The following is a 23,423-nucleotide window of genomic DNA, read 5'->3' as shown; positions in this document are numbered from 1 at the left end:
TTCTGAAGTCTGTTTTATAAAAGTAGTAATTCGAAATGAAGATAAATAATATGACAATGATAATCCAAGCCAAAATAACCATAATTTCTCTCCTTTAAGAAGTTAGTTACACCTAGAGCTTAACGAAGATGGTTCCCCATAACTACCTCTAACTCTTTTTTCCTACATGCAAATATAATACCCATTATAACACGGCTATAGCTCCTCCTTGCGAATATGAGAGGGACAAAATTATTAGGATTTAAGTGTGAAAAAGCATCTGGGTGTACACTGACAGTTTCTCTAAAACAACTCAAAAAAAACCAGCAAACGCTGGTTTTTTCATCTATTTAATCACCTAGAGTTATGATAGGAAAATAATAATAATTTAGATAGGAAAAGGAAAAATTAGCTCTAGATTTTTAAAGTACATAGTAATTAGCGACGCTGTCTCAATTCACCAGTTTTAGCATCGCAGAAGAGGCGTTTGCCACCAACATAAACATAACGTCCTTTCACTTGACGACCTGAACCGTCAAAGTAAAGCTGTTTGCCATTGATGACTTGTTGTCCAGTCACTGCTTGACCTGCTGCGTTGAAGTAATACCAGCAGCCACGTCCAGCTTCGACAAAGCGGTTTACCACTTGCTCACCAGTGTGGGCATCAAAGTAACATTTCTTACCTTGGACAGTAAGCAATTTACCTTTGACTTGAGCACCATTGCTACCAAAGTAGTAAACTTTATTGTTAATATTTTGAAGACCTGTCACTTTGTGACCATCTTGGTTAAGGTAAGCCCATTGGTTAGCCGCCATTTGAATGAATTGGTTGATGACTGCTTGACCAGTGACGGCATCATAGTAACGTCCTTCAGCCCAGCCACCTTTTAGCTGGCTATGGTCTTTGTTGAAGTAATAGAGTTTACCATCAATCACTTTGGCACCTTGAACGAGGCAACCAAAAGCATCCGCATAATACCAGTTGTTGTTTTCAAAGATAAAGCGTGACACAGCCATTTCACCTGTTTGGGCAGAAATGTAGTATTGCTTGTTGCCTTGTTGCATCATCTGACCTTTGATTTGACGGCCTTCTGAGTCAAAGCAATATTCTTTACCATTGATGATACGTTTTCCTGTCACAGCGTAACCATGTTCATCAAGGTAGTACCAAGCTTGGTTTTCTTTATTTTGAACAAAGGTATTTACAGCCATATTACCAGTATCAGGGATGAAGTAACGGATACGGCCATCTGAGAAGCGAATAAATTTGTCTTTAGCTTGGATACCTGTTTGTGTATCAAAGTAGAAGGTTGTGCTACCCATTTCAAGGAGACCAGTAGCCATGTGACCATAACAATCGAAATAGCGTACATCCTTACGATAACCTGCAAAATCGTAGAAGCCGTTGATAGCTTTCACACCATTTTTATCGTAGTAATAGGTGTAACCATCGCTACCTTTAACAAGTGAGTCACGAGCTTGAAGACCATTTTCAAGGAAGTAATAAGCCTTACCGTCGATAACCTTTTCGCCTTTGACCTTTTGACCATATTGATCGTAATAATACCATTGATTTTCGCCTACACGGACAAATGAAGACTTGGTATTGTTTGAATCAACACTTGGTTTAGTCTCACCTGTGATGATTTGGTAACCTGAGTTATTTTGCTGGTTACCTTGTGAAATGATAGTGACATTAGCATTTGAACCATTCGAATGCCCTACTGATATGTTTGGAAACAGTTTATTAGAATTCGAAATGATAGTAACATTCGGCGTAGTTCCTGAAGCCGTGATGGTGATAGTCGTGTTTCGACCACCATTCCAATGAATGCCGTTTGAGTCAGACGAACTCGTCGTAATTGTCGCAAAACCGCTAGCTGACGATGATGATGACCATGATGATGAAGACGAGTAAGAATACCAAGCTGAACTTGATGAGCTTGAAGAACTTGACGCACTAGCACTTACTGATGCCGAGCTGCTACTTGATTGGTAAGCAGAACCCGTTTGTGATGAATTAGAGTTTTGTGTTCCTACTACTTGAGAAGATTGTGACGAACTGACTTGACCAGCTCCACCACCTACCACAGTCTGTGATGAGCCTCCTGTTGAGGCAGATGATGAAGACTCGTAGCCTGAGCTTGTTTGACTGCCATAGTTAGATGACACCGCTGACAAATGGCCAGCATCTTCTGTCAAGGTTGGCGAATAGCTTTCATTAATCATTGAGGCACTTGATTCAATACCTGCATCTGTTTGTTCAAAACCGTCACCATTAGGTAGTGACACTTCATCTGCTTGTGCCGATTGGTCTGACAAAAAGGCTCCACCCGCAAGTGCAACCATCGACAGCGTACTAACTCCAATGGTTACCCAGTTTTTCTTGACCTTGTGCAACTTAAATCCAACTTTCTTTTCCATAACATACACCTTTCAATATAACTTTATTTCTCTATTCTATGTTAAGGGATTTTGGAAACGAATACAATTACAGATGCATAACCCTAGTCTCATAAGACTAACCTTCTACCCATAATCTATTTGAAAAAACAAGCCTAAGATATATAGCTATAGCTTTTATATGTTAGAAACCGTTTCCAAAAAACGTTCAGATTTTCTTAAATTCACACAGAAACTCCGACTTTTAGCACTTTCACCACCTTCTTCATTAGAATGACTGAGCATAATTTAAAGCTAAAGTAAGCAGTCTATTGACGATTCTCTTAATCAAACTCATTTTTTGCTTACAATCTGCTTGGCATATCAAGAGATAGTAATAAAAGAAAAGCACTTGAAACAAAATGTTTCAAGTGCTTAAAAGCGGTGAGACTGGGAAGGTACCTACTGAATTTTAATCTAAAAGCATCTAGGATAGTCCCAAAATCACATTTTCTTCTGCCCTTTATCGTTTTCTGACCCAAGCTCCAGTATTGGCGTCATAGTAACGGCGTTGGCCTTTAACCCAGACGTAACGGCCTTTGACCTGACGGCCAGAAGCGTCAAAGTAGAGGTGTTGACCGTTGATGACTTGCTCACCCGTTACGGCTTGACCTGAGGCGTTAAAGTAATACCAAACACCACGAGAAACTTGGATAAAGCGATTGGTTACGGCTTCACCACTATTGGCATCAAAGTAGTATTTCTTGCCTCTGTATGTCAGAAGTTTCCCTTTAGCTTGGACACCGTTGCCTTCAAAGTAGTAAAGTTTACCATTGATATGTTGGAGACCAACTACCTTTTGACCATTTTGGTTGAGATAAGCCCATTTGTTGGCACCAACTTGGACAAAGCGGTTGGTTACGGCCTGACCCGAGTCACCATCATAGTAACGGCCGTTGGCCCAGGCACCCTTGACTTGGCTATAATCATTGTTGAAATAATAGTGATTACCATTAATGACTTGAGCACCTTTAACCAACTTACCATTGCCATCGACATAGTACCACTTGTTGTTTTCCGTCACAAAGCGTGAACGGGCAATTTCACCACTATCGCCATCAAGGAAGTAACGTTGGTTATTGATAGTGACAAAGTGTCCTTTAACCTGACGGCCTTCATTGTCAAAGTAATACTGCTTACCGTTAATGGTTTGGAGTCCTGTCACGGCATAACCGTTGCTATCGAGGTAATACCAAGCCTTGTTCTCAGGATTTTGCGCAAAACGGTTGACTGCGAGATTTCCTGTATCTGGGATGAAGTAACGCGTGCGTCCGTCCGCAAAACGGATGAACTTGTCTTTGGCTTGAATACCAGTCTTTTCATCAAAATAGAAGGTTGTCCCATACATGTCGTGGAGGCCACGATACATTTGACCGTTGCCATCGAAATAGCGAACGTCTTGGCGAGGACCCGCAAAGTCATAGAATCCGTTAAAGGCCTGAGCTCCTTTAGGATCGTAGTAATAGACGTGACCATCACTGCCTTGGCGAAGGACATGACGTAGCTGGAGACCATTGTCTAGGAAGAAGTATTTCTTACCATCAATGACCTGTTCACCTGTGACCATGTTGCCATTCTTATCAAAGTAATACCACTGGTTGGCACCGACTTGAATGAAGGTGTTCTTGGCAAGGTAACCACTCGTTGAGAAGTATTGGACCTTATCTCCAACCCTACGGAAACCAGTTGCTGTGATTTCAGTCATTTGTTTAGGAAGGAAGGTTTGACCTGCCTTAAGGCTGAAGTATTGGTTTGTAGCGTTATCTTGTAGAACATAGCGAGCTCCAGTACCTTGGATATTGCTTCCATTGAAATACTTGGCTGACCATTGCGTGATTTTCTCATTGGTAGTCAATTTACGGCCGTTTGAAATCTGCACGCGCTCAAAGATTGCTGGATATTTTGCCTTCAATTCATCAAGGAAGGCACCACCGTACTTGCCTTGGAAGTCATTTCCAAAGGTACGTGTTTTAGCTGCGTAGAGGCTATTGTAGATTTCAGCATTTGGACGTGGCGTTCCGTAGCTATTGGTACGAGAAGCTGTTACCACTTCTTTTCCAGGAAGATTGTAAATTTGGTCTGGAACCCAGTCAGCAATGGCTGAGATACCTTCTGCGTGAAGGGCACGAAGGGCATCCATGAGGTCTTTGAGCGAACCGTATTTGTTGTTCTTACTCATGGCAATATCGTAACGGTCTTCGAAGGCATAGCCATTTTCAATGATAGAATCCAAGAAAGTGCCGTCTTGGCTAGACACATATTGTGGCGCAAATTCAAAGGAAGTGATTCCCCACTCTTTGAAGCGTTTGGCATTTTGAGCAATAACACGGTTGGTGTACTGACTTGGTGTCTTAACGAAATCTTGGAAGTTTGAGAAACCTTCGTAAATGACTTGTGAATCAAGAGCTGCTGATGATTCAAAGACCTGCTCACCCTTCTTAGTTGTCGAAGCCTTGGTGCGGGCATCTTGGTTTTCAGAAGCACCTACTGGCACCCAAACTGCCAAATAACCTGAAACTTCAACGGTTGAATGACCAGCAATATCGTCTGCCGTGAAGGTCAAGTTCCCTTGATTATCCGTATAGCGAACCAATCCAGCTGGCACATCAGAATCCTTGAGGTAGGTCGCAAGACCTGTCGATTTGCTGAGAAGCAATGGGCGGTAAGCCTGATTTTTGTGGGCGGCTCCCATATTGACCACTAGACGGTCATTAGCTGCCAACTTCATATCTGGACGGTTGGCTGTAAGGACGAGCATTCCTTGGTTGCGTGTTTCGGCAGTACCAAACTGGTTGGCTTCTTCTGCCCCCTTACCATAACGCACAGATGACATGATTTCATAGCCATTAAGCTTAGTGACCTTCATGTCTTGACCACCTGCTACATATTTAATGCGAGCACGAAGCAGGGCATCGATGGCATTATAGTATGGTGATTTTTCAGCCATGTATTGGCCATCGTCGGTAAAGAGATCTCCGTAGTAAACACGAGTGATACTATCCTTGTTGGTCAACATTGTGGCATAGGCAGCTGGGATATTGTACTGGGTGTACTTTTTATCAGCCTTGCGCATGTCCGCATTGTAGATTTCAAAAGCCTGTTTGAGCTCATCCATAGTGAAGGTGAAACCATCTGTTTTTGGATTAATCTGCTTGCTGATGATATTAGCCAAAACAGCTTGCACTTCACTATCATGGGCTCGCACGAAAATATAATTGGCATCACGTAGCGTGTGTTTCTGCTCACTTGAACGATTGTTAAGAGAGTTAGTAATCACGCGCTCCAAGCTGCCACGGTAATTGGTCTTACGCAAGAAAGTTGTCAAAAGCGTTTCACGTAGTGGATTGTCGATAGACAACTGAGCACCCTTGGTATCCTTGTTGTATTGATGATCGTTGTAAGACCAAGCTTCAAGGATTGACAAGTGAGCAATGGCGTTGGCCTCATTATCAGCCACACGGTATTTTCCCTTAAAGTAATCAGAAGCAATCTGCAAGAGATCCGCATCCACATTGTCCACCGCATCGATACGAACACCGTCAAAGTTGGCACTTGGATCATTGCCAAGGATAGAACCAATGTTCATGATGTAGTGGAGCCAGTTTAGTTGCTCTGCCTGAACAGCTGGGTTAGAGTTGTCGATATCGTTAGCCAAGAGCAACTCGTAACCACCATTTGAACGGTCAATATGATATTTGCGTGTCCCCGTTTGGTTAGTCGGTGTGCGGTTCATGAGGCGGAAATCTGAATTGGCATGACTTGTCGCACTATTATTTAGGAAGGTCAGAGCGCCTCCTTGCAAGTGGTCTTTACCAACTAAGAGATTGTCCTCACTCTCAGAGTTCCAGCCAGGCTGTGTTTTGATGAAGTCTGACATCAACTGGCGAAGCCAAGTGGTATTGCCCTCACGACCAATACGTTCCTCGATTCCTCGTTGAACCGTTTCGGCAGCAGCTGCCAAGTCATAGCTCATCATATCTGTCGTATAGGTCTTATTACCAAACCCTTGTTGGCTCATATAGTTGAGGTAGTTGACCTGTGTCACCTTGTCTGGCCACCAAGTCATCAAAAGGGGACGATAATCTTTCTCAGTTGAAGCTGTCCAATTTTTCCCATCCTTCAAAATCTGTTTTGGACGGTACCAGCTATCAGCCGTCAAAAAATTGTCCAAGTGTTCAAAACTCTTGCTTGACGTATCATAGGCCTGGTTATAAACCGCATAGATAGAGTTATTTGGAATGGCATCGGCACGATACAAAGGTTTACTTTGATCTACCATCGCCCCAGTCTCATCGAAATAATAAAGACGACCATCAAGTTCAATCGCTGTGTTCTTTTTCACAACGCCATTTTCAACATAATACTGCTTGCCATCAATCGTCTTCAAGTTGGAAGCTACTGGTTTATAGTCAAGACTTGACTGACTTGGTTGGACTGGCTTGTTAGGTTGAGACGGTTGACTTGGTTGAACAGGTTTGTTTGGTTGATTTGGCTGCGTTACAATAGTCACATTTGGTCTTGTGCCATTTGGACTTGTCACCGTCACGTTTGGCTTAGGAGTGTTTGGCCCTGTGATAATGGTGACATTTGGTGTCGTACCGCTGGCCGTAATCGTGATGTTGGTGTTACGGTTGGCATTGATACAAATAGTGCTATCAGCAGCGCGTGTGGCGATTGCTGGTGCAGCATTGGTCAAGACTCTAGGTCTTGCTTGTTCTGTCACACTTGGAGTAGACTGAGCACTTGTTTGCCCAGCTACTTGAGTCGTAGCCTGACCTTGTGAGGCCTGTTCCGTAGTCAGTGTCTCTTGGGCACTAGCTTGAGTTTGCGAAGAAACTGCCACTTCTTGATCGATAACTTGACTGCTTTGTGCTTGAGCAGTTGCCTCTTGAGCGACCGCACTTGTCGTCGCCTGAGAGCTTGTTTCGTGACTTACGCTGGCTGTTGCTACTGCTGCCACACTTGCTTGAGCACTAGCTTGCTCAGTAACAGTTGTTGTCGTCACTAGACTGGCAGTACCATCCTCACTCAGTTGCTGCAAGCCGTCACCATTAGGTGCGCTCGTCTCATCGGCCTCTACTTTTCCTTGAGCTAGGAGGCTTCCACCCGCCAAGGCAACCATTGAGAGGGTAGTCACCCCGATAGTTACCCAGTTTTTCTTAACCTTATGTAGTTTAAAACGTACCTTATTTTCCATCTATAACAATCATCCTTTTTTTCTATTGTTTTCTCTACTCTATGATATATTCAGACAAATTACAAATAGGAAAAAGTCATCTTATTTTCATGAATCTCTGCCGGACGCTTCCTATTATTAACTTTGATTTGTAAAAATGAGACCTTACACCATATGTAAGGTCCTAAATAGAGTTTTTTTGCTTCTCAAACTCCTTCAAGTGCTTATCTTCAAAGGCTTTTGAAGATTAAAGCAAGCTTCAATTAACCTTAAGAGATAGCAAAACTATGAGAGAAGTAGCCCCTAAAAAGACAATTCTGAAAAGAAAATTTTAGATAGAAAGACTCTATTTTTTCATCTGACTAAGATCGTGGTCTGTCTATGAGGAACAAAAATTAAAAATATAAATGATTTACACAGGTGAATTCTTATTTGACTAACGAAACTAAATATAGAATCTTTTATGTCAGTTCTTTAACATTTTTGATAATTCCGTTAGTTTCTGTTGTTTATTCTTAAAAAAGGATTATAATGAAGCTAGGTGAATATGTAAGCGTTTTAATTTTGCTTTAAAGGACACTTGGGGGATTATCTAAAAGATTGACATTAGTTACCTAATGCCTAAATAAGGATTATAGTAGGATAACCATTCCTGAGTCACTTTGAACCATCAAACTAGGGCTCATAAAAAGAATACAGCATCATTTCAAACTAGAGCTCTAGAGGGGACGCCTCATACTAGTAAGCTCTAGTTTTTTGTGTCTTAGAAGCCCAAAATAAACGAGATCTTCCATGCTTAGAAAGGAGGAAAATTCCGAACGGCTCTCGTTTTTCTAGAATCATTTCGTCAGGACTCATGTTTGCCTCGAACAGTCTCGTAATATAGAAATTGAGGAGGCTTGGAGAAATAAGGATTGTCACAAAAAGATTAACTTACATCGTTAGGGACTCCTCCCCAATGCTCACTTTTCATAAACTCTCATGACAGCCCTTATTTTGCAGTATGTAAAAAGTTTAAAATGAAAGGAGAATTACCATGGAAAAGAAAGTACATTTTAAACTTCACAAAGTTAAAAAACATTGGGTAACTATTGCAGTGACAGGACTTGCTTTGGGATTGAGTTTTGCAGGACTCAGCTACGCTTCAGCTGAAGAACAACCTACACCTGTTAATGAAGCGACTGTTGAAGCCATCATCAAAGAAGGCGCCATTGACGTCGAGGCTCCAGCAACTAATGAAGCCACAGCTAAACCTACAGAAAACACACCTGCTACCGCTTCAAGCGAAACTGCTACAGTATCAGAGGCAACAGTAGCTAGCTCAGAAGTTGCTTCAACAGAAACTGTTTCTGAAAAACCAAGCTCTGAAGTCACAAGCACAGCTAGTTCGGAAGGAGCTAGTTCTGAAACTGCACATTCCGAGGTAAGTACAACGACTAGTGAGAGTGTTACAGCTGAGAATGTGTCATCTGTTGGTGATATCCCAAACGAAAATACCACGAGAGGAACTGACCGTTCTGCCTTTACTGAAAAAAGAAATGGATTTGTCACCGAACAAGAAGAACGCATCGAAACAGTTAACTATGTAGGTAGTCTTATTACCTTAAGACATCCTTATTACGTTACTTATTACTACGATAATAACGGTAATAAGCTTATGGGATGGCAAGATATTAATGGAGAACGCTATTATTTCAAAAAAGAGCGAGAACATCCTGGTTTCGAAACCATTGATGGAAAACTCTATTACTTTACAGATAGTGCACGTATGCTCCATGATGAATTTGTTGAAGAAAATGGTCAAACTTACTATCTAGGTAGCGATGGTGTGCGAGTTTCTGGCTTACAAGATATCAAAGGACAAACCTATTACTTTAATCCTGATAGAAACGACCAACTTAGCTACGGATTGAACGTGGTTGGTGACAAACTCTATCTTTTTGGAGATGCTGGCAAAGAAAATCCGGGGCAATTAATTAAAGACACTCATCTCAAGAATGGTGACTTCCAACTAAATATTGATGCTAGTGGCATCGTAACATTAGCTAATAACCATCCAGCTTTTCTACAAGATAATGCTGGGCATTGGTATTATATGAATACAGATGGAAAGCTAGTTACTGGACCACAAACTATTGACGGCTTAACCTATTACTTTGACTCAGATGGTAGACAGGTCAAGGGTGAACGCCGTAAGGTCAATGGTAAATCCTATTTTTACGACCCAGATAACGGCGCCCTTGTGACGAACCGCCTCGTCACCTTCAAAGCTGGACGATTCATTCCTGAAGAAAACTATGCTAAAGAAATAAGATTTGACTCTGCTCCTTATGCCAATTATGACAACAACGAACATCCTGAACTCGAACGGTATTATTTTGGTGCCGATGGCCTACCAGTCACAGGATGGCAAACCATCAATGGTAATAAGTACTTTTTCCAAGATGATGGAAATATGGTCGTGCACAGATTTTTCAATAACTATTACTTCTACAGTGATGGTACCATCGCTAGAAATATACGATTGAATATTCCGACTCACTATATTATGAGAGAATTTCCAAATATCTATGAATTTGACAATGATGGGGTTGGTAAATACATCTCTGATGATTTTAAGGACCTTCGACCTAAGAGCGCTTATTTTGTCCAAGGTAAAGATGGGTACTGGCGTTACTATAATGAACATGGATTTCCTGCCATTGGTTCTGAAACTGTTGATGGCTATGACATGTATTTCCATTTAGGAACTCATCGCCAAGCTAAGGGAGAGTTCGTTGATATCGAGGGCAAGGTTTACTATTTTGATAAAGATAACGGTCGAAAAGTCAAAGATACAACTTTTGATTTCGATGGTAAGACCTATGTGGCAGACCAATCTGGTGTCATCACCATTAAAAGTCAATCAACTGAACGAAACCGCTATATCAGTGATTCCGAAGGTAATTGGTACTATGTCAATGACAAGGGTTACCTCCTCCTTGGTGCTCATACCATTGATAACGTCAAAGTTTATTTCGGCACCAATGGTGTTCAATACAAAGGTCATTTTGCTCCTGATAATCACTATTACGATAAAGATAACGGTGCTTTAGTAACAGATAGATTGGTTGAGGATGGTGGCAAAGAGTTTTATGTTGATAAAGAAGGAAATAAGTTTCACGGTGCTAAGTATTTGGACGGAATTCAGTACTACTTTAGATACGGCGAAAAAGTGAAAGGTGAGTTTAATTATCCATACCGTGGTGATCATTATTATGACAAAGAGACTGGTGCCCTTGTAACCGGAAAATACTTCGAACATAAGAATAACTGGTATTATGCAAATAGTAAGGGAAATATTCTGACTGGTAGAAGAGTTATCGATGGCAAGCATGTCTACTTCTACGATGATGATTACGGACAATATAAGGGTATACAAGCTAAAGATAAACTCATCATTTTAGGTGGTAAGACTTACTATTATCTTCCTGGCTCTGGTAATCGTGCTGATAATGTAACCTTGACAATCAATCACGTTACTTATTACTTCGATAATGACGGGGTTGGACATATCCTTCGATAGTCATTTACAAGTGACTATGGATTGCAATTATTTCACACAAAAGGAAGTCGACCAACTGTCAACTTCCTTTTTCATATAATCAATCACTGTCATTCAAACAGAACCCAATTATGACATTTTTTAACATTTACGATTATCTTGTAAAAAAACTTGTTTGTAATTAAAAAAGTATTATAATAAAGGTAGGTGAGCATGTAAGCGTTTTACTAAAACGTTGAAAGTGTACTACAGAGGGATTAGGATTAGGAACTTGGCTTTAGAATTCTAACGTCAAAATAATTTTTTATGCATGAAAACTGGTCCTTAGGCACTTTGGCATGATAATCTAAGGCTCTTTTCATACACACATCTGTCTATAATATAAAACTAGAGCTTTAGAGAGAATGCTTCAAACTAAGAGCTCTAGTTTTTTGTATTTGAAGACACATGCCATAGGTTGGTTTCAATAATTAAACGAAAGGAGATAAATAAAAATATTAGGATAAAAAAATAAAATCACTTGTTTCTAGATATAAACTACACAGCCTAAGCATATTCTCCTTGCCACACATTTGACGTGCTCGCCTATAAAATCGTCTTATGGCCATGCCCTGAGAGATTTAGATATGGGGCTCAGTCGTTTTAATAGATTTGCTCACTTTTAACACTTTTCTGACGGCCCAGCTCCTTTATGTTACACACCAAAACATCGGTGTTCATTTTATGAAAGGAGTCTATCATGAATACTGAAATGAATTATCCATGGCACGTGTACAAGAAGCACCTTGTGGCACTTTCTTGTGTAACCGCACTAGCTGCTTTTTCCCTAGTTGCTCGCCCTGCATTTGCGGAAGAAGTAAAAGCATCTGATACGAATGCTAAGACCGAAGTTGTCGCACCTGCTATAGAAAATGTAGTGGCTACTGTTGAGACTAAGACACTTGATGAAAATCCAACAGCAACTATAACAGATGCACCAACAGGCACAAGCATTATCACCAGCGAAGCTACAAGTGTTACCACTGATACTACAGCTATTCCTGAAACAGCTAAACCCGCTTCAGAGGCTTCAAGCACAGTTATCTCTGAAACAATTTCAACAAAATCAGAAATACCTACTTCTAAAACAGGAGCTACAGTAAGTGAAACTGCTAGTATGGAAAACGCTAGATATGAGGACATCTCAGAAAATCGACTTAAGACTGATGTTTCTTCCTTCAATAACGATGAAAACACAGAAATTCAAGACGAAGATCCTGAAGAAAATATTACAGGTGGTCAATGGTATAGTGACGTACAAGGTAGTTGGCACTACAAAAAAGACGGTAAAGACCTTATAGGTGCACACGTTGTTGACAATCAGCACGTGTATTTCCATGAAGATGGTAAACAAGCCAAAGGTGAATCTGTCCAACGGAATAACCATTATTATTTCTACGACCAGAATCTAGGGCATAGGATAACTGAACAGTTTGTCAAGGTAGCTGATTTTCCTCACGATGAATACCGTTACTTTGGTAAATATGGTGTGGCTGTAACAGGCTGGCAAGATATTAATGGAAACCGTTACTATTTCTATCCTGACACTGCGTATAGAGTCTCCATTCCTTGGTACCAAGGAGATTGGGATGACTTCCATAAAGTTTACATTGATAGCAAGCCATACTACTTTGGACATGATGGTGAACTTTGGCGAAACCGCTATGTCCGATCTCTAGGGGGAATTCCTGGTGGCTATAAGAGCATGGATTTCGGAACATTTTACCTCGGCGATGACGGACAATACGTTACAGGCTGGCAAAAGAAAGGCGAAAAAGAATATTATTATTTTGAATACGGACGGCAAGCTAGAGGAATCGGATTCAACAACAATGACAGCCAAACCAATGTTATGGGGCAATTTATTAGGTTCCCAGAAGGTATCCGTTACTTTGAACCTTATACTGGTGAACTTGTCAAAAATCGTATGATTTATAACGACAAGAATATGCTTTTTGAATATTCACATGGTTATATTCCTGGATGGCTCTATTTCGATAAAGACGGTATTGCAGTAACTGGACTTCAACAAGTTTGGGGTGAATACTACTACTTCCGTGATGCAGCTGGTCTCCCAATAAGAGTCCAGGGAGAAATTGTAGACTACAAGGGACATAAGCTTTACTTCGATCCGAACAATGGTCAAATGTGGCGTAATCGTAATGCCAACATTGATGGAAAAAATTATCATATTGATGAAAACGGCTACCTTACAGAGATTTAAGTCATCAATCAATTGTAATTAAGTTATTTTTGCATTATTTCAGTTTTTAAACTGAAAAGATTTTAATATGAAGGGGAATTTATCATGATTACGAAAAGGACTAACCCAAAGAAACACCTTGTAGCACTTTCCTGCGCAACTGCTCTAGCTACTTTTACTTTAGTCGCACGCCCTACATTTGCGGATGAAGTAAAAATACCTGAAGCTACAGGTCAACCAACTGAGATTCTTGCACCTGCACAAGAAACTGCAGTAACTAATGTTGAGGTCAAAGCATCTACTACAAATCCTATCCCAACTAATACTGAGCTGCCTTCTAGTACAAGTACGGTTCTTAGTGAAGCTCCTAGCAGTGAAGTCGCATCATCTGAATTAGCAAGCGAATCACCAGTAGAAATTACTTCTGAACAAGGTAATAGCAATCAAGATAATGAGGCCAATAAAACTATACCTATCAAAACCGCAACTTCAGAAGCCTCTGCCACAAAGACTTCGTCAGAAAAAGTCAATGAACCTATTACTGTCGAAGAAACAAAAACACCTACAAAAAACAGTGAACAACCTGTCCCAATCGAAGACAATGAAAAGCCAGTCTCACCTTCTGTAACACTTGAAAATGCACCTCATATTTCTGGTGGACATTATTATAGTGATGATAATGGTAACTGGTATTACAAGGATGCAAATGGCAAAAATCTTGTTGGGCTGAACTATGTGGATAATGTTCCTGTTTACTTTAGCCAAGATGGTATTCAAATCAAAGGTGGTTTTGCAGAGGATGGCCGATACTATGACAAAGATTCTGGTGCGCTTGTAACCAAGGCCTTTAAAGAACTCTTAACTTATATTGGTCGTGATGATATCAACGGTCAAAACATTTATACTACTGATTGGTACTACCTCGATGCCGATGGAAGACCTCTTAAAGGTCCTCAAAATCTTGGTGGAACAAACATGTACTTCTTCCCTAACGGAGCACAAGTTAAGGGACGTTTCGCACCTGACGGACATTACTATGATAAGGACTCTGGTGCGCTTGTAACTAACAGCTCTGTCCATGTCTACAACTGGAATTTACAAAATCAAGACGGAAATCGTGTGAATCACTTTGTCATCACTATTCCAAATAATTCAGTCGTTGGACCTAACGGTGAAAACCAATTTTTGGATATGAGTCATTACCCACTTTCTAGCAATGATTTGAATCGCGAAGATTTCTACTATTACGTAGATGACAAGGGGGATAAACTGACAGGACCTCAAACCCTAAACGGCGTCCATGTCTATTTCGACCAAAATGGTAGACAACTTAGAGGTGAGTTTGAATTTGACGAAGATGGTACTGTTCATTACTATGATGCGAAAAACGGTGCCCGCGCTGAAAATACCATTGTTAGAACAAATACTGGTGCTTTCAAATTCGATGCAAATGGTAATGGACATTTGATGGGACCTGGCGAAGAAATGGATACACCTGTTACTCCTACAGTCTCCCTAGACAAGGCACCACGAGTTTTTGGTGGTCACTATTATAGTGATAACGAAGGCAACTGGTACTACAAGGATACAAACGGTAAAAACCTCATCGGTCTCAACTTCGTTGACAACATTCCAGTCTACTTTGACAAGGATGGCAAACAAGTCAAAGGACGTTTTGCAGAGGATGGTCGCTATTACGATAAAAACTCTGGTGCACTTGTAACAAAACGCTATCTTGAAACTGAAGATGGCAACTGGGTTTACGTCAATGATAAAGGTGATAAACTCAAGGGAGAACAAACTATCGATGGTGTTAAAGTCTACTTTGATGATTTCACTGGTACACAAGTCAAGGGACATTTTGCACCAAATGGTAAATACTATGACAAAGATTCTGGTGCTCTCGTAACCAATGCTTTTAAAGAAATCTTGACTTATATTGGTCGTGATGATATCAACAATCAAAATGTTTATACTACTGCCTGGTACTATGTCGATGCTGATGGTAAGCCATTAACAGGACCTCAAACCTTTGGAAATAGTCGCTTTTACTTCCTTCCTAATGGGGCACAAGTCAAGGGACGCTTCGCCCCTGATGGACACTATTATGATAAAGACTCTGGTGCTCTCGTAACTGATAGCTTTGTTCATGTCTACAACTGGAATTACCGAAATCTCGATGGTGATCGCATCTTCCACTTCACTATTACCATTCCTGGAAATGATATCGTAGATCAGGATGGACAGTACCCAAGAGAAAGCAAAGATTTAGATCGTGAAGATTTCTACTACTATGTTAATGCTAAAGGGGATAAACTGACAGGACCTCAAACCTTAAACGGCATCCATGTTTACTTCGACCAAAACGGTAGACAGCTTAGAGGCGAATTCAAATTTGACGATGACGGAACTGTCCACTATTACGATGCTAAGAATGGAGCACGCGCTGAAAATACCATTGTTAGAACAAACACTGGTGCCTTCAAATTCGATGCTGACGGTAATGGACATTTGATGGGACCTGATGAAGTATAGGAATATAATTCAAATAACAACTATTGATATCGCATAATTACTTTGATTTAGTAATCGTTAAAAAGGAAGTCGACCAACTGTCAACTTCCTTTTTTATATCACAAGTAAACTTTTTCTTCCCCTTTAAGAAAACTTTAGGATTTGCTTTATATACTATAACCATCCTAAAACTTTTCTTTTTCATAATCTCCTAAATCCAGGGCCTAGGTCCTGGATTTTTTTGTGTGGTCAAGAAACAAACGATGTCATAGGTTTTTAGCAATTGCTTTTCTTATTTTGCCTGATTAATCATATCTAGGAAATAAGCATGTACCCTTTCGTCACCCGTTAATTCTGGATGAAAAGAGGTCACTAACATCTGCTTTTCTCTAGCTGCCACGATAGCCCCATTGACTTGAGCTAAAATCTCCACTTCTGGTCCAACAGCTTCAATAATTGGCCCACGAATAAAGACCATTGGGATCTCCCCTATTCCCTTAAATTCAGCATCTGTGACAAAACTGCCCAATTGGCGACCATAGGCATTTCTGGCTACATTGATGTCCATACTTGCCAAATGTTTTGTTTGGTCCCCCACTATGGTTTTGGCCAACAAAATCAGACCCGCACAAGTTCCAAATACAGGTAGTCCTGCATCAATTTTCGCCTTTATCAAGTCAAACAAGTCTAAATCATGCAAGAGTTTCCCCATGACTGTCGACTCTCCCCCTGGTAGAATGAGCCCGTCCAAATCAGCGTGGGCTTCCCAATCTTGTCGATTTCTGATTTGAACCGTTTCAACCCCAAGTGCTTTCAAGACCTGCTCATGTTCTGCAAAAGCACCTTGCAAAGCCAGTATTCCGATTTTTGTCATTTATTTTCCTCGCTCTGCCATTAGGATGTCAATTTCATCCTTGTTGATACCAACCATGGCTTCACCCAAATCTTCTGACACTTGCGCCAAAATATCTGGACGATTATAGTTAGTCACTGCTTTGACGATGGCTTCCGCACGTTTTTTCGGATCTCCTGATTTGAAAATCCCTGAACCAACAAAGACACCTTCAGCACCCAACTGCATCATAAGCGCAGCATCCGCTGGCGTCGCTACACCACCTGCCGCAAAATTGACAACAGGCAACTTGCCATGTTCATGGACATAACGAACCAAATCAATTGGCACCTGCAAGTCTTTAGCGGTAATATAAAGCTCATCATCTCTAAGATTTTGAATGCGGCGAATTTCTTGATTCATGAGTCGCAAGTGGTGAACAGCCTGAACAATATCACCAGTACCAGGTTCACCCTTGGTACGAATCATAGATGCCCCTTCTGAAATACGGCGAAGAGCCTCACCAAGGTCCTTAGCTCCACAGACGAAAGGCACATCAAATTTGGTTTTGTCCACATGAATAAGGTCATCGGCCGGTGTCAAAACCTCACTCTCGTCGATATAATCAATCTCAATCGCCTGCAAAATCTGTGCTTCCACGAAATGACCAATACGCACCTTAGCCATCACTGGAATACTAACAGCGTCCTGAATTTCCTTAATCATCTTAGGATCACTCATACGTGACACACCACCCACTGCACGGATATCGGCCGGAATGCGTTCCAAGGCCATGACTGCAGCCGCTCCTGCCGCCTCAGCAATACGTGCCTGCTCAGGATTTTGAACGTCCATGATGACGCCCCCCTTAAGCATCTGTGCCAAATTTTTATTTAAGTCGTAACGATTTGTCATTGCAATCACCTCTCATGTTTTTATGCCCTCTATTTTACACAGGATGATTTTTGAAGAAAAGAGTCTTTTTCTCAAACTGTATGGGGACAATTACCCTTTCAAGCATATCTATAGACGAAAAAATAAATAAATTAGGAAAACTCTTTTATAGGCTACAACTATCACGAATATAAGAATCTTTTTATAAAATCATGGCGTTTTTGTATCCGTTTTCTATTGAGTTTATTAGAAAATAAGATTAAAATATAACTGTAAATTAATTTTGGTTTTCATGTTGTTTTAAATGTCACAACATGAATTTACCAAGTCACCATACAAGGGGGAAAATTATGGAAAACAAAGTTCGTTTCAAACTTCATAAAGTTAAGAAACATTGGATCACAATCGCTGCCTCAAGTTTGGCTATTGGGGCTTCACTAATTGGACTAGGACAGGTCGGAGCTGATGAAGTCAAGCCTGAAACAACTGCCGTTAACAGTCCTGAAAATGTCGTCTCTGACAGCAATCTTGAGACAAGTGCTAGCCTCATTACAAGAACCGAAGTGGCTCCAACGAGTACTGTTGTCGGGAATACTTCTAGTGAAGCAGTCTCTACTGACACTACATCTACTAATGTGGCTAGTCAGCCTGCAGAAGCAACTGCTACACAGCCTGCTAACGAGACTGATAAAAAGGGTGGGGCAGCTCCAGTTAATGAAACAACTACTGCTGATAGGAGCGTTGAAATCTCATCTGGGACAAGCGACAACGCAACTACTTCACAGGAAACACCTTCCCAAGGTGGCAAGTTCACTTCTGATGATCAAGGCAACTGGTATTATCTAGACAGTGACGGCCACAAACTGACTGGTCCACAAACCATCGATAACTTTAACCTCTACTTCCATGACAATGGAATCCAAGCAAAGGGTGAAAAGATTACCATTGATGGCAAGGATTACTACTACGATAAAGATAATGGGCGTAAAGTAACTGATACAAGCATTGAAGTAGACGGTAAAACCTATTTAGCAGATGCTGATGGCATCCTTACCGAAAAAACGCAACTACCAACCCAGGTTGTAACTGGTGGTCATTTCCAATCTGACAACCAAAAAGATTGGTATTACTACACTGCCAACGGTGAAAAATTGACTGGTTGGCAAAATGTTGATGGTGTCATCCTTTATTTTGATAAAGATGGGAAACAAGTCAAAGGACAAGAACGAGAGATTGGTGGAAAATACTATCGATTCGATGAGAATGATGGTTCTCTATTAACGAATCAGTGGCATCACACTTCAATTTTCAATGGCTATAGGACAGAACCTCAATATACAACTTATACTAATTACTTAGGCGAAGATGGTGCTGCATTTATTGGATGGCATACCATTGACAGTAAACGTTATTATTTCAAACCTGACGGACTTTTGGCTAAAAATGATACTGTCACAATTGATGGGAAGATTTATCTTTTTGATTACCAAGGACAATTGGTCAAGAACAAATATGGCATTGTTGAAACTCCTTCAATGTTCCATGCAAACACTTCTACCTACCGTACCAATGCTAACGGCGAAGTCTTAACTGGTAAACAAATTATCGATGGAAAAGAATATATCTTTGCTTCAAAGGGTCAAGTTCTTGATGGTATCATAGGTTATGACAGCAAACTTTATCTAGTCACAGATAGTAAAATAGAAAAAAACTATTTTGGAGCCCTTTTTTCAAAAAAAACATTTTGGGGCGGGCCTAGTTTCTCTGGAATCTATGGAACTGATAAAAACGGCGTCCTCCTAGAGGGCATCCAACGAGGCTCCGATGGTTACCTTCACTACTTCCAACCAAAGGTGGAAAGTATTAACAAGCCTACGTGGAAAGAAATCGATGGCAAGCGCTATCGTCTAACAAAATCATATCGAACAGAAAGATATGCTGGTATGTACACCACTATTATCCTTACTAACGACACTTTGAAAGTCGATGATAAGACCTACACAATTGATAATGAGGGAGTAGTGACTGAATTTACGGCTAAAAACCAATTTGTTCGCGATGATTTCTGGAACTGGTACTACTACGACAAAGAGGGCAAACTCCTAACAGGCCGTCAAACCATTGATGGTGTTCAACTCTACTTTGATAAAAATGGTAAGCAAGTCAAAGGTAGCCTAGTAGACATTGATGGTAAAACTTACTACTTTGACAAAGACAGTGGGGCTATGTGGACGAATACCACTCTCGAAAAAGACGGCAAAACTTATATCATCGATGAAAACGGTGTGGCTACTGAGAAAGTGAATTAAAAAGGAAAGACATAATATTTCTACCACTTTAAGAAAACTTTAGGCTTTGCTTTATATACTAAAACCATCCTAAAACTTTTCTTTTTCATAATCTCCTAAATCCAGGGCATAGGTCCTGGATTTTTTTGTTTTTAGAAAAGTCTGTAGCAACTAAAATCATTCCCTCTCTCACTCGCATCACAATGTAATCGTTTTCTTATTTTTATCAAAATTTCTTATATTTCCTTGAAAGTCTCTAAAATAGCGCTATAATAGGACTTAGGAAATGGAGGAAAAATTATGAAAGTACATTCTAATTTTACTGGACAAAAGTCCACAAAACGTCTGATTGCATTCTCATGTGCAACTGCTCTTGCAAGTTTTACTTTAATCGCAAGACCTGCCTTCGCTGAGGAAGCTAAAGCTGATAACGCATCAAACCTTGATGTGACTGCTACTACCACTGCGAATGTAGAAACTACAGCAGACCTCGTCGAAACAAAGGTTGTCGAAGCACCTGTTACTACTGAAAATGTGGCTAGCACAGAAAACACCACAAATGTCTCAGAACAAGCCTCAACTTCTACAGCAAGTTCTGAAACTGCCAGTGAAACAGCTTCAACAACTACAAGCGAAAGTCAAGCACCTGCAGAATCGGTCTCAGGCCAAACACGCGAAGCTGTAACTACAGACCGGGCTGCCAGTGAGGCTGCATCAGCAACCGCAGATACCAATAGTGAAACCAATGTTACCGGTGGTCAATATTATAGTGATAGCCTTGGTAACTGGTATTATAAGGATGCTAGTGGTAAGAACCTAACTGGTGCACAAAAAATCGATGGGATCAACGTTTATTTCGATGAAAATGGCATACAAGTCAAGGGAAACTTTTCAAAAAATAAACAATACTATGATGCAGATTCTGGTGCTCTTGTAACGGATTGTTATATTAATCATCTTGGTGGTGTTTACTATGTCGATAAAAATGGTGAACCATTAAAAGGCGCACAAACCATTCAAGGAAAACAAGTTTATTTCAATGATTACAACGGCCTTCAAGTTCGAGACGGATTTGCTAGCAATGAACACTTCTACGATAAAGATGGTAACCTTGTAACAGATAGCTATGTTTTTAGCACTAAATACAACTATAACAACACTATCTATCCTTTCTATGTTGATAAAAATGGCGACAAATTAAAAGGTGAACAAATCATCAATGGAAAATCTGTCTATTTCGATAAGTATGATGGAGCACAGGTGCGTAATAGCGTTGCTGACAATGGGCGTTTCTATGATCAAGATGGTAATTTAGTTGATCTAGGGAAAAAACACTACGTGTTCATCGATAACCATTGGTTCTATGTTGATGAAGATGGAAAGATACTTAAAGGTGAACAAGTCATTGATGGTGTGAAAGTTTACTTTACCCCTTATTACGGATATCAAATTAAAGGGGATTTTAATTCTGACGGCCAATTCTATGACAAGGATACTGGCGAGCTCGTGACAAACCGTTATATTCAATTAACACGCTACGAATCGAACGGCTCTATGGCTCCAACTCTAGAGACCCATTGGTATTATCTTGGGGCAGACGGAAAAGTGGTAACAGGTCCACAAGTTATTGACGGCGTTCGTGTCTACTTTAACTATAGAGGACACCAAGCAAAAGGAGACTTTGGCTACGATGGTTATTATTATGATAAAGACACTGGAGCACTCGTCAAAAATAGCTTTGTCTCCTTAGAGCAACCATCAGGAACCCTTATTTATTACCTCGATAACGAAGGCAATACAATTAAGGGAGAACAAATTATTAATGGTAAGCATCTCAACTTCGGTGAATACGGTATCCAAGTTAAGGGAAATTTCGCACCTAATGGACTTTTTTATGATGCAATTACAGGGGAACCTGTTACTAATCGTTATGTTCAAATCAATGACCAGAGTAACTCATATAATACCCTTGAAAATAAAGATAAATGGTTCTATATCGGTTCAGACTCTAAAGCTCTTAAAGGAGAGCAAGTCATTAATGGCGTAACCGTATTCTTTGACAAAGATGGGGTTCAAGCTAAAGGGATTTTCGCAGATGACGGTTTCTATTATGATAAAGATTCTGGAGCACGCGTTAATCTTGGCAACAATCAGTTTGTTCAAGTGAACGGTAACTGGTACTATCTTAATAACGAAGGTAAAATTGTAAAAGGTGAACAAGTCATTAATGGCAACAATTTTTACTTTGATAAAGATGGCAAGCAAGTTAAAGGGAACTTTGCTGAAAATGGAGCGTACTATGATGAAAATTCAGGAGTACAAGTAACCAATCGTTATGTTAACTTCAATAACAATTGGTATAGAATCGGTGCTAAAGGTACTCCTCTTAAAGGTGCCCATGTCGTTGATGGTCATAATGTTTTCTTTGACCAAGACGGTAAACAGATTAAGGGCGACTTCGCTTCGGATGGCTACTATTACAGTAAAAATTCAGGAGACCGAGTAGACTTAGGACAAAATCATTATCAAAACATAAACAATAATTGGTATTATATTGGTAATGACGGCAAACGCCTTACTGGTGAACAAGTCATTGATGGTGTCGAGGTCTACTTCGATAGTACTGGTAAGCAGGTTAAAGGAAACTTTGCTGAAAACGATTCATTTTACGATAAAGATAGTGGTGCCCGCCTTAAGGAACAATTTGTCGATTTGAATGGAAAGACTTATTATGTTGATGCTAAAGGCAAAAGACTTAGAGAAGGGGGAGTTCGAACTATCAATGGTAAAGAGTATACCTTTACGGGCGGTGCAGATCCCCACCTTGCTAGAGAAGAATTTCTATATCCTTACGGCTACTCTTCATTCTACGATTTGAATAACAAAGAAGTCAAAGGGCCTCAATTCGTTAAGGCCAGAAGCGGTAATAGATATTACATTACCGCTTCTGGTCACGTCCCATTAGGGCTTCACATTATCAACGGAGAACTTTATATGTTTGATGCTCCGACAAATAAATATGCTGATGGTAGGGTTAGTGCGAATGGCTTGACTAAAGACTATTTCCCATCACTTATTCCTAATGGTAGCCATATCTATTACTTTGATAAGGAAACAGCTACTGCTATAAAAAATCAATATAAAGAGGTTAATGGTAACTGGTATTACTTTGGACCTAATTGGTATGCACTAACCGGTGAACAAACTATTGATGGGGCTCATGTCTATTTCCATAGAGATGGCAAACAAGCTAAAGGGGAACTAGTCACTGTAAATGATAAACTTCATTATTATGATCCTAACAGTGGTGCACGTACTGAGAACACTACCCTCACTATCGAAGGTAAGACCTACCATTTTGATGCTGAGGGAAATGGAAAACTCCTCAATTAGTGTAAGTGAGCAGTAAGCATTATGAAAAAGTAATTCCATCTTCCACTTTAAGAAAACTTTAGGCTTTGCTTTATATACTAAAACCATCCTAAAACTTTTCTTTTTCATAATCTCCTAAA

9 protein-coding genes are annotated in these 23,423 nt (G+C 40.3%); 5 read left to right on the top strand and 4 right to left on the bottom strand.

The window, feature by feature from the left end; genetic code table 11:
- Positions 1-417: 417 nt before the first annotated feature.
- A complete protein-coding gene (locus tag H7T98_RS05135) occupies positions 418-2,403 on the bottom strand; it encodes a KxYKxGKxW signal peptide domain-containing protein (RefSeq protein WP_201061403.1) in 1,986 nt (661 codons plus the stop codon).
- Positions 2,404-2,884: 481 nt separating this feature from the next.
- Entirely contained in the window at positions 2,885-7,618 is a 4,734-nt protein-coding gene (locus H7T98_RS05130) for a glycoside hydrolase family 70 protein (protein ID WP_201061400.1), read from the bottom strand.
- 1,015 nt (positions 7,619-8,633) lie between these two features.
- Here H7T98_RS05130 and H7T98_RS05125 point away from each other — a divergent pair.
- From H7T98_RS05125 to H7T98_RS05115, 3 genes are all read left to right on the top strand, one after another.
- Positions 8,634-11,162 carry a KxYKxGKxW signal peptide domain-containing protein gene (locus H7T98_RS05125; protein ID WP_201061398.1) on the top strand — a complete coding sequence of 843 codons (2,529 nt, stop codon included), beginning with the start codon at positions 8,634-8,636 and terminating at the stop codon, positions 11,160-11,162.
- A 718-nt stretch (positions 11,163-11,880) separates the two neighbouring features.
- Positions 11,881-13,404: a glucosyl transferase gene (locus H7T98_RS05120; RefSeq protein ID WP_073686293.1), complete on the top strand. Its 1,524-nt coding sequence runs from the start codon at positions 11,881-11,883 to the stop codon at positions 13,402-13,404.
- A gap of 84 nt (positions 13,405-13,488) precedes the next feature.
- Positions 13,489-15,918, top strand: a complete 2,430-nt coding sequence (locus H7T98_RS05115) for a glucosyl transferase (protein WP_201061396.1) — start codon at positions 13,489-13,491, stop codon at positions 15,916-15,918.
- A 271-nt stretch (positions 15,919-16,189) separates the two neighbouring features.
- Here H7T98_RS05115 and pdxT read toward each other — a convergent pair whose 3' ends face one another.
- Positions 16,190-16,771: a pyridoxal 5'-phosphate synthase glutaminase subunit PdxT gene (gene pdxT / locus H7T98_RS05110; RefSeq protein ID WP_175057656.1), complete on the bottom strand. Its 582-nt coding sequence runs from the start codon at positions 16,769-16,771 to the stop codon at positions 16,190-16,192.
- The gene (pdxS, locus tag H7T98_RS05105) at positions 16,772-17,644 is read right to left on the bottom strand and encodes a pyridoxal 5'-phosphate synthase lyase subunit PdxS (RefSeq protein ID WP_021151642.1); all 873 of its coding nucleotides are present in this window, start codon (positions 17,642-17,644) and stop codon (positions 16,772-16,774) included. It lies immediately after the preceding gene.
- Between the two features lie 329 nt (positions 17,645-17,973).
- Between pdxS and H7T98_RS05100 the strand changes: the two genes are divergently transcribed.
- Positions 17,974-19,932, top strand: a complete 1,959-nt coding sequence (locus tag H7T98_RS05100) for a KxYKxGKxW signal peptide domain-containing protein (protein ID WP_195918242.1) — start codon at positions 17,974-17,976, stop codon at positions 19,930-19,932.
- 279 nt (positions 19,933-20,211) lie between these two features.
- Entirely contained in the window at positions 20,212-23,304 is a 3,093-nt protein-coding gene (locus H7T98_RS05095) for a hypothetical protein (protein WP_175057658.1), read from the top strand.
- The last annotated feature ends 119 nt before the right edge of the window (positions 23,305-23,423 follow it).

Origin of the sequence: Streptococcus sp. 23.2 (assembly GCF_016648665.1) — a bacterium.
GTDB classification, from domain to species: domain Bacteria; phylum Bacillota; class Bacilli; order Lactobacillales; family Streptococcaceae; genus Streptococcus; species Streptococcus salivarius_E.
Note: the sequence above shows the minus strand (reverse complement) of the source record. Positions and strands in the feature narration are given on the sequence as shown.